Origin of the sequence: Psychrobacter sp. Ps3, assembly GCF_022129275.1 — a bacterium.
Classification (GTDB): domain Bacteria; phylum Pseudomonadota; class Gammaproteobacteria; order Pseudomonadales; family Moraxellaceae; genus Psychrobacter; species Psychrobacter submarinus.
Genome location: NZ_JADQAL010000043.1, coordinates 1 through 9,881 on the forward strand (window position 1 = coordinate 1; position 9,881 = coordinate 9,881).

The following is a 9,881-nucleotide window of genomic DNA, read 5'->3' on the forward strand; positions in this document are numbered from 1 at the left end:
ATTTTAACGACGACTAGAACACAGCTTTGATAAACTAGTAGCGATCAGCAGTGCGTATTTGTGAATGTTCAACACGCCCTAATAGTATAACGAGGCACTGCCATTGAGATTGGCGGTGCTTTTTTATGATCTATTCATATTTTATGAACCATTTATAGTCAATCAGTAAGATACTTCAACGACTAAACTTGGGCTACATTTAACAATCAACTTCAGGCATTGACGTTCGTTATCGAGCGCCGCCAAAGGGTTTACTGAAGCTTTGTATATTTGCTAGACGTTTTAGCGTTAATTAAGCGTTTGATAGCGGGTATTTGCTCATTAGCAGCCCGCTCACCAGCACTGATAAGGGTCTGGCGTTGACTACTATCTAATGAGCTTAAGTGACCAACGTCTGGAATAATAACGATGTCGGCACGATCGCGCTCAAGGCGCATCTGAGTGCTACGGTTATTGCTTAAGCCGTTTGCACTAGCACTGGCATTCGCGATAATGCTGTTCTCTAACAACCCCCAAAAGCTACTCAGTGAACGGAGCTGAGATAAGTTAATCTTATAGCTATTGGCGCTGGTATTTTTGATGCTTGGGGCAGTGACATCGACCGCGATCACGATATCTGCTCCTAAATCGCGAGCGCTATCAACAGGGACTAAGCTGACGACACCGCCATCGATGTATTTTTTGCCGACCTTTGCGGGAATACGCGGCGCAATAAAGATATTGGGCACGCTGCTAGAGGCTTGCACTGCAAGTCCGGTGTCACCAGTAGTTAATACCGCCTTTTTTAAACTATGCTTTTCGGCTACAACTGCGGCAAATGCAATGGGCAAGTCTTCTATCAGTCGCTGCCTGACATGCGTATTGATAAAGTTTTTGAGCTTATTACCTGCTACAAAACCTTGATTGGACAGGGTAAAGTCCATCAGCTCGCTGTCGGTGGTCGTCAGTGCTAATTGCTCAAGCCTATCAGGAGTATAGCCGCTGGCGTAAATACTACCGATAATACTACCCGCGCTAGTACCGACGACTAAGCTTGGCTTGATGCCATTTTTCTCCAGCGCCTTGATAACCCCAACATGGGCAAATCCTTTGGTACCGCCGCCACCTAATACTAAGGCCACACTAGGGGCAGCAAGTGTAGGCGGCTCTGAATGGGCTGCGGACGTAAGGCTATTGCAGGCGCTAGCCAGTAAGCTTATAGTAGTGAGTAAGCTTACTTTTATGAATAAAGTGAGTGAGCGCTGAAAGCAATAAGTTTTTATGTTATTGAGCATAACCATCTCAAGAGTAGCAGTACTCAATAGCTTAGCATAATAAGGCGGCTTGTCAGTGATAATACAAGCGTGTATTGAGCTATCAGTAGTGCTTGCTTATGAATGCTGGACACGCGCTAAAATACAGGGCCTATGACTCTACAGACAGTGAGTCAAAACTGAATTAGGATTTGTGATGCCTCTCTCTGCGACTCACTCGATACCGCATCCGGTCAATAGCGAGCCGGCCTCAGTACTAGATATGCCCGTTTCGGCATTAGCAGGCGTGGGGCCAAAAGTTGCTGAGCAATTGGCGCAGTTAGGTATCGCGCGTATCTTTGATCTGTTACTGCATTTGCCAAGAGACTACGAAGACCGCAGTCGCCAAGTCGCTATCAGTGACGTGTCCCACGGACAAGCGGCGCTCATTACCGGCCGAGTCGTGCATATCGATAATAAACGCGGCGGCATGACCGTCATCATCGATGATGGCACCGGAACGGTAGGCCTACGTTTTTTTAAAGTCTATCGGGGACTGGCACAAACGATGAGTTTAGGGACTCGGTTGCAGCTGTTCGGTGAGGTCAAAGTCAGCCGTTATGGTAAGCAAATTCATCATCCTGAATATCAGATCATCACCGAAGGGGCGTCGGTCACTGATATCGGCCTGCAGCCTATCTATCCGACGGTAAAGGGCTTGCACCAAAACAAGCTACGCACTTTGATTAAGCTGGCATTGCAAACGGTGCGTAGCCAAGGCCTACCGATGACGCTGTTTACTAACGCTGATTTTGCGGTTGTCAGTGATTTACCGTTAGCGCCGTTTGAACCTAGCAAAGCTATTGAGCAAGATGTTGAGGATATCTTCTCAACGCTTGCTCGCAGCGTGCCGGATAATAGTAGTGTGAGTAAAGCTGAGCCTGCACCTTATAATCACTCAGAAGCGTACCATCCCGCTGCTGTCACTACTGACAATAAACAGCATGATAACGTTTATAATTTATCGATATTTGAAGCGTTAGTACTACTGCATACACCGCCGACTTATACCGATGCCGACCAACAATATAAGCTGCTGACTCAGCTAACCGCGCGTACGCATGCCGCTTGTCAGCGTTTGATTATAGAGGAGTTGACCGCGCATCAGCTCAGTCTCTTGTATCGCCGTCAACAGTTGCATCAGTATAAAGCGCCAAGATGTACGGCTCACAGTGCACTGACTGATCAGCTGTTTGCCGCCTTGCCTTTTGAATTAACTGGCGCGCAGCAAAGGGTGATGAAAGATATCACTAGCGATATGGCGACTTCTATCCCGATGCTCAGGCTAGTGCAGGGCGATGTCGGTGCCGGTAAGACTTTAGTGGCGGCAGGGGCGGCAGGCTACGCGATTGATAGTGGCTGGCAGGTTGCTGTGATGGCGCCGACGGAGATCTTAGCTGAGCAGCATTTGCTCAATTTTAGACAGTGGTTTGAGCCATTAGGTATCGAGGTGGGCTGGCTTGCGGGTAAGCAAACGGCCAAGCAGCGCCGTGAAGCCTTGGCAGCGGTGGCGGAAAACAGCGTACAAATCGTCGTTGGTACCCATGCGCTGTTTCAAGATACGGTTGAGTTTGCCAAGTTAGGGTTAGTAATTATCGATGAGCAGCATCGTTTTGGCGTTGAGCAGCGCATGGCTTTGACCAACAAAGGCATCGCCGGTAGCACCCCGCATCAGCTGATTATGACTGCAACGCCGATTCCGCGGACGCTGGCGATGAGTGTTTATGGCGATATGGATACTTCTATCATCGATGAGCTACCGCCTGGACGCACACCGATTACGACGGTGACCATTGACCGCAATCGCCGTGATGAAGTGATTGAACGTATCGCGGCTAATTGCGCTCAGGGCAGACAAGCTTATTGGGTCTGCTCACTGGTCGAAGAGTCTAGCGTCTTAGATGCACAAGCGGCTGAGGCGACTTATGAGGACTTAAACGAGCGCTTAGATATTCGCATTGGCCTGGTGCATGGAAAAATGAAGGGCGTTGATAAGCAAGCCATTATGCAGGAGTTTAAGGCTGGGAAGCTGGATTTATTGATCGCGACGACAGTGATTGAAGTCGGCGTTGATGTGCCCAATGCCTCGCTTATGGTCATTGAAAATGCCGAGCGTCTAGGGCTATCACAATTGCATCAATTGCGCGGACGGGTAGGACGAGGTTCAACCAAAAGCTTTTGTGTACTGTTATACCAAACACCGTTATCAGAGACCGGAACTGAGCGCTTAAAGGTACTGCGCGATAGTACTGATGGTTTTGTTATTGCACAAAAAGACTTAGAGCTGCGCGGGCCAGGTGAGCTACTCGGCAAACGGCAAACGGGTAATATCGGCTATTATTTGGCGGATCTGATTCGTGATGAAGAGCTGTTTGCTATTGCCCAGCGTTTGGCGAGACATTTAATAGATGACCCAACGCGTAAAGCTGACGTCAGCCAACTGATACATCGCTGGATGCCTGAGGCCAGCCGCTATACCAATGCTTAATAGTTTGCTCTGGCTACATCGCTGTTTTTAATGGACGCTCGGTTACTGATCGACAAGGAGGTAGGGCTATGATGGCTAATGAGCAATCAAGGTGTAAAGAGAAATCGTTTTGGTTACATAGCTATGGCCCTTATAGGGCGAATCCGCCACTGACCGCTGCTATAAAAGTGGATGTTTGTATCATCCAATCTCGATATGACGCCGGAGATCGGTTATCTGAACTCTAAAAAAATCACCTATAGCTGCGGCTGTATCAATCATGGTGTCTCCCTGACGCACCTCAATGGCAAGCTAATCGCGCAACTCTTGAGCGAACAAGATAGCGATTTAACTGACTTTTGGATCGCCAATCGCAAAACCATTCGTTTGCCGGGCGATATTATCAGTTGGTGTAGCGCAAAAGTACTGAGTCAGGGCTTAAGCTTGGCCGATAAGTTCGATGAGCGTCATCTTTAGACTTAAGTCAAATTAATAATGCTATTAGCGACATTACGACCACTACCATGCTGCTCATTTGCTATCAGCAACAGCAAATTCTCAATGAGATTCAGTGACTTGCCCTCTTATTCTAGTACCAGAATATAGACGCGCAAGATACCCATACGCATTGACGCGCTAATGGGATAAGCTACAATGTTCAAAACTTATGCCTATTTTTTTGACTGTTTATCATCATTAACAGATGGATAGGTGTTAGATTTTCAGACGCTAGATTTTCGCTATGGCCCTTATCTATAGAGACCGCTTATGAGTGACCTTCAAGACCCTAATGGCAAGCCAGTTGTTGATGATAAAAAAACGCCTAGCAACGCTGACTTACCGCCTTATCGTCAACCTGAAGTCGCTAGCAATAGCACTAAAATGCCGCCGTGGTTGCTACCGGTCTTAGCGATTATGCTGGTAGTCGGCGTGCTGTTAGGAAGGTATTGGGGCACGAATGAGGCCGCAGGTGATGAGCAAGTCATGACCAGCTCAGATACAGTCAGTAGCACCTCTGAGGTAGACCGCGTAGAGCAAGCGGTACTGTCGGTAGAAACGGTAACGCCAAGCCAAGATAGCATCGGTAATAATTTGCGTGCTGATGGCACCATTAGCCCCAAAGATACCGCTAATGTCAGTGCCAAGGTCAACGGAGTAGCGATCGAACAAGTGCTCGTAGAGGAAGGTCAACAGGTCAAGGCCGGTCAAGTGCTTGCCGTGTTTGACTCCGACGCTGCCGAGCAGCAAATCCTGCAAGCCGAGGCGGAGGTTGCCGAAGCAGAAGCAACGCTCGCTAATGCTAGTGCTGATGCTGCTAGGGTATTGCCTTTGATCGATATCGACGCAATCAGTCGTCAAGAAGCGGATCGTTATCGTACGGCAGAGCTACAAGCAAGAGCGGCATTACAAGCGTCAAAAGCGCGCCTCAGTAATCAAAAGCTAAATCTCAATAATTCGCAAGTGCTCGCGCCCGTCAGCGGTATTATCAGTAAAAAAATGGCGGAAGTCGGCATGGTATCAGCAGGCGAGCCGCTATTTACAATTATCAAAAATGGCGTTTTAGAGTGGCAAGCGGATATCGATCCTAAGCTTATCGGTGAAGTCACGGTAGGCACGCCAGTCAGAGTCAGCCTACCGAATAATCAATCGGTAATGGGTCAGGTAAGCCGCATTGCGCCAACTGCTGACAACAACCGCCAAATTACTATCTACGCCAGTCTCAATAAAGATCCAGCAGCGCGCTCAGGTATGTATCAAACGGGCGAGTTTTTATTAGGTAGCGCCAGCGCGCAAACTATCCCGAACGCAGCTATCGTGAGTAATGACGGCTATGATTATGTGATGCTAGTCACTGACATAAAGACCCAAGGGGGCAAAACCCTTGGTCGTATCCGGCAGCAGCGCGTGACTTTGGGTGAGCGTCTCGGTGATAAAGTTGCGGTAACAGAGCCATTGCCTGCCGATAGTCGTCTGGTTAAGCAAGGCGGCAGCTTCCTCAATGATGGCGATTTAGTGCGGGTAGTGGATGACAATACGGCTCAGCAAGCACAAGTAGCGACTGACGCGGCGCAGGCACCTTTATGAATTTAAATGTCTCCGCTTATTCGATTAGAAACCCACTAGTTGCTATTTTGCTCTTTGTACTGCTCACTTTGGGCGGTATTTATGGCTTTATGCAAATGAAAGTCCAACAGTTTCCGGATATTGATTTGCCAGCCGTCGTAGTGACTGTCACCTTGCCGGGTGCTGCGCCCTCTCAGTTAGAAAACGATATTGCTAAAAAGGTTGAAAACAGAATCACCAGTATCGAGGGCATCAAGCATATTCGTACTACCCTTCAAACAGGTGCGGCGACGATTGCCTCGGAGTTTGTACTCGAAAAAGACATCCAAGAAGCGGTCGATGATGTGCGCTCGGCAGTCGGTGAAGTCAGAGGCGATCTACCGGCAGCAGCGAACGACCCGATTATCACCAAAGTCTCGACCGCTGGTTTCCCTGTGATTACCTACTCAGTCGCCGCTGAGAATATGAGCGTCGAGGACTTGTCTTGGTTCGTTGATGATACGATTACTAAACGCCTCTCTGATATTCCGGGCGTCAGTGAAGTTGGCCGTATCGGCGGACTTGAGCGCGAGATTACTGTCGCCGCTGACCCTATTGCGCTAAGCGGCTTACAGTTCTCCATTGTGCAGCTCTCGCAGCAGCTGGCTGGTATTCAGCAAGACAGCTCAGGCGGTGAGGCCGAAGTCGGAAATACCACGCAGACCATTCGCGTATTGGGCGCGGTGGATCGTGCTGATGCTTTGAATGATTTACAAATCGCCGTACCAACTACCGGCACGACACAGGCGCTTGGGCGTCTGTCACAGATCACCGATGGCGCCGCAGACCCCACCTCAATCGCTAAGCTCGATGGTCAAACAGTAGTAGCCTTTGATATCACCCGCTCTCGCGGCGCCAGTGAGGTGGAGGTGATGGAGCGAGTCGATGCCGAGCTTGCCACCCTCAATGCAGAGATGAGCAATATCAGCGTCGAAAAAGTCTACGATAGAGCCACGCCAGTCGCGGAGGATTATCAGGCTTCGATAAAAATGCTAATCGAAGGCGGTATCTTAGCTGTTCTCGTGGTGTTCTTATTTCTAAAAAACGTGCGGGCCACTATCGTTGCTGCGGTAGCACTACCCTTATCGGTTATCCCGACGTTTTTGGCAATGTATCTGTTCGACTTTAGTCTTAATATCATCTCGCTATTGGCTTTATCTTTGGTCATTGGCGTGCTTGTCGATGATGCTATCGTTGAGGTGGAAAACATCATTCGCCATCTGCGCATGGGTAAGACGCCTTATGAAGCAGCGATGGAGGCGGCTGATGAGATTGGCCTAGCGGTAGTCGCAACGACTTTTACCTTAATAGCAGTGTTTTTACCGACCGCCTTTATGGGCGGCGTCGTCGGTCAGTTCTTCCGTCAGTTCGGTTGGACCGCGGCGTTGGCTATTTTTGCCTCATTAATGGTGGCACGATTGATAACGCCGATGATGGCCGCTTATGTATTACGGCCAGAAAAACATCGAGTAGAAAAACAAAGCAAGACTATGGATTGGTATCTCAAAGTGGTGTCTTGGACGCTACATCATCGCTGGCTAACGATGGGCGTGACTTTAGTCCTGTTTGTCGCCTCGCTGATGCTCGTCAAATTGCTGCCGACTGCTTTTATTCCGGATAATGACATCGATCAAACCCGAGTCGCCATCGAGCTGACGCCCGATGTAGCGCTAGAGGATACTGAGCGCGTCGCTGCGATGGCAAGCGAGCGTATCTTAGCGCTGCCAGGGGTGACCAATATCTTTACCTCAGTGGGTGAGGCGCAGGCGGCGATGGATCCCAATTCTACTGGCGGCAAGTCAGATAATATTGGTAGTTTAGATATCGTGTTAGCGCCGCGTGCCGAGCGTGCCTCTAAGCAAGAGATTGAGCGTCAGATCAGTCAATTGCTCGCCGAGGTGCCAAGCGCGCGCTTTACCGTTGGCTTATCGAGCGGCGGCGAGACCGGTTATAACTTCTCACTTACCAGTACCAACTCTGAGATCCTGGAGCAAACCGCTCAGCAAATCATGGCAGATATTCGTAAATTACCGATGGCAGGTGACGTGACTAGCGATCGCAGCTTACCGCGGCAAGAGCTGACGGTCACCCCAGACCGGCTAGCGATGGCAGATTTGGGCGTGACCACCCAAGATATCGCGACCACGTTACGTATTGCCACAGTTGGCGATTATGAGCAGCAGTTGTCTAAGCTCAATCTCGATACGCGGCAGATTCCCATTGTCGTGCGCTTGCCTGACGTTGCCAAAGAGAACGTCAATCAGCTAGAAGGCCTCTATGTGCCTAGTAGCAATTCTAGTGGGCCTACCGGTCAAGGCGTCAGAGTAGGGGAAGTGGCAAGCCTCGACTTCGGTACGGGTCCGGCGCAAATTAAGCGCTTAGATCGTGAGCGCGCTATTAGCATTACTGTACAGCCTGCTGATGGTGAGCTTGGAGAGCTAGTGCAAGCGGTGAAAAACACCCCGGCGATGCAAAATATACCCACGTCGATTACCATTATCGATCAAGGACAAGCGGAGAACATGGCCGAGCTGTTTAGCGGCTTTGTCATCGCGATGACCGTCGGCATTATCTGTATTTTTGGGGTATTAATTTTACTATTTGGCAAGTTACTACAGCCGTTCACTATCCTAATGGCGCTACCGTTATCGATAGGCGGCGCTTTTGTGGGCTTAGTGATTACTAACAGTAGCTTGTCAATGCCTTCGATGATTGGTTTTATTATGCTGATGGGTATCGCCACCAAGAACTCCATCTTGCTCGTGGATTATGCGATCATTGCGCAAAATCGCGGCCTGGCACGCTTTGAGGCGATTATAGACTCTTGCCGCAAACGCGCGCGACCGATTATTATGACCACTATCGCTATGGGCGCGGGCATGCTGCCTTTGGTATTTGGGTGGGGCGATGCCGATCCGACGTTCCGTCGCCCGATGGCCGCAGCTGTGTTGGGCGGCCTTGTCACCTCGACACTACTGAGCTTGGTAGTGATTCCGGTGGTATATACATTGATGGATGATCTATCGGGATGGTTTGCCAAATGGTTGACGCCGAGTGGCAAGCCGCAGTCGAGCACTGATAATCACACTTAAATAAGGATTTGTTTGGCATCGGCGCTGTAGGTTTGTTTGCTGATGTTAAGACGAAACTGTTTGCATTAGTAGCGCCTTAATATCATGATGAACGCTCACCATATCACCATAAAGAAATGATGGATCAACCAACTTGGTAAAGGAGTGCTGCCATGAATCAGATACGTTTTTCATGTGCAACTAGGATTAATAAGCTCAAACAAAGCTATAGAACTATAGTAGCTTTAACTTGTGCTTATCTGCTGTAGTTGAAACTATGAGTGTTCAACACGCCCTAATTAAAATATGAGCAAACGTATAGTTTTTTGCTATTTAGATGGTACTTATGGATAAAACACTATTTTACTGTCAAATTATATATGTTTAAATTTGATAATAAAATAGATGTTTACTGCTTTATAATCTAGCTAAGATAGTAGGGATATCTAAAATATTGAATTTAAAATGGTAATAAATTTTTTCTTTACGAAAAAAACATACATAGGTCGATAAAAGTGTTGAATTTGCGTAAGTTTTACTTTATTGTAGCGCTATAAATTTTACTGAAAGTGATGATGTTATGACGTCATATGTCTATTGTTACACTATAGAATTTTACGTTGACATGAATCATACGGTTTGGTAATCTGAGCGTCAAGCTCTTCGCTTTCTACGTGCTATAGTCAATAGCGAAATACGCTGTACTGTCTATACATAAGTAGTTCTTACATCGATATGAGGAAATAAAGATGAAACAAAAGTATTTAGCATTAGCCTTGAGTGCTGTTTTCGCAACAGCTTTGGCAGGTTGTGGTAGCGATGATGATAGCAACTACCAACCACAGATTCCAGACACTGAAAATCCAGATAACGGCGGCGATACTGGCGGCGAAACTGGCGGCGAAACTGGCGGCGAAACTGGCGGCGAAACTGGCGGCGAAACTGGCG

At 48.3% G+C, this 9,881-nt stretch carries 6 protein-coding genes; 5 read left to right on the forward strand and 1 reads right to left on the reverse strand.

Translation table 11 applies throughout. The annotated features are described in order from the left end of the window. Window positions 1–251: 251 nt before the first annotated feature. Window positions 252–1,301 carry a patatin-like phospholipase family protein gene (locus tag I3248_RS10795; protein WP_238063706.1) on the reverse strand — a complete coding sequence of 350 codons (1,050 nt, stop codon included), beginning with the start codon at window positions 1,299–1,301 and terminating at the stop codon, window positions 252–254. Window positions 1,302–1,449: 148 nt separating this feature from the next. On the opposite strand from I3248_RS10795, the gene recG reads away from it, so the two are divergent. From recG to I3248_RS10820, 5 genes are all read left to right on the forward strand, one after another. After that, window positions 1,450–3,780 carry an ATP-dependent DNA helicase RecG gene (gene recG / locus I3248_RS10800; RefSeq protein WP_238063707.1) on the forward strand — a complete coding sequence of 777 codons (2,331 nt, stop codon included), beginning with the start codon at window positions 1,450–1,452 and terminating at the stop codon, window positions 3,778–3,780. Between the two features lie 171 nt (window positions 3,781–3,951). Next, window positions 3,952–4,236 (forward strand): hypothetical protein, encoded by a 285-nt coding sequence (locus I3248_RS10805; protein ID WP_238063708.1) that lies wholly within the window; start codon window positions 3,952–3,954, stop codon window positions 4,234–4,236. A gap of 291 nt (window positions 4,237–4,527) precedes the next feature. Further along, on the forward strand, window positions 4,528–5,844 hold the full coding sequence (locus tag I3248_RS10810; RefSeq protein WP_238063709.1) for an efflux RND transporter periplasmic adaptor subunit: 1,317 nt from the start codon (window positions 4,528–4,530) through the stop codon (window positions 5,842–5,844). Then, window positions 5,841–8,954: an efflux RND transporter permease subunit gene (locus I3248_RS10815; protein WP_238063710.1), complete on the forward strand. Its 3,114-nt coding sequence runs from the start codon at window positions 5,841–5,843 to the stop codon at window positions 8,952–8,954. The genes I3248_RS10810 and I3248_RS10815 overlap by 4 nt, the downstream gene beginning before the upstream one ends. A 728-nt stretch (window positions 8,955–9,682) precedes the next feature. Next, the coding region (locus tag I3248_RS10820) for a hypothetical protein (protein ID WP_238063711.1) at window positions 9,683–9,881 on the forward strand (199 nt) is incomplete at its 3' end.

What these genes read in the sequence shown, in the direction of transcription:
- I3248_RS10810 (WP_238063709.1), top strand. Translation starts at nt 4,528, where the DNA reads ATGAGTGACCTTCAAGACCCTAATGGCAAGCCAGTTGTTGATGATAAA.
- recG (WP_238063707.1), top strand. Translation starts at nt 1,450, where the DNA reads ATGCCTCTCTCTGCGACTCACTCGATACCGCATCCGGTCAATAGCGAG.
- I3248_RS10805 (WP_238063708.1), top strand. Translation starts at nt 3,952, where the DNA reads ATGTTTGTATCATCCAATCTCGATATGACGCCGGAGATCGGTTATCTG.
- I3248_RS10815 (WP_238063710.1), top strand. Translation starts at nt 5,841, where the DNA reads ATGAATTTAAATGTCTCCGCTTATTCGATTAGAAACCCACTAGTTGCT.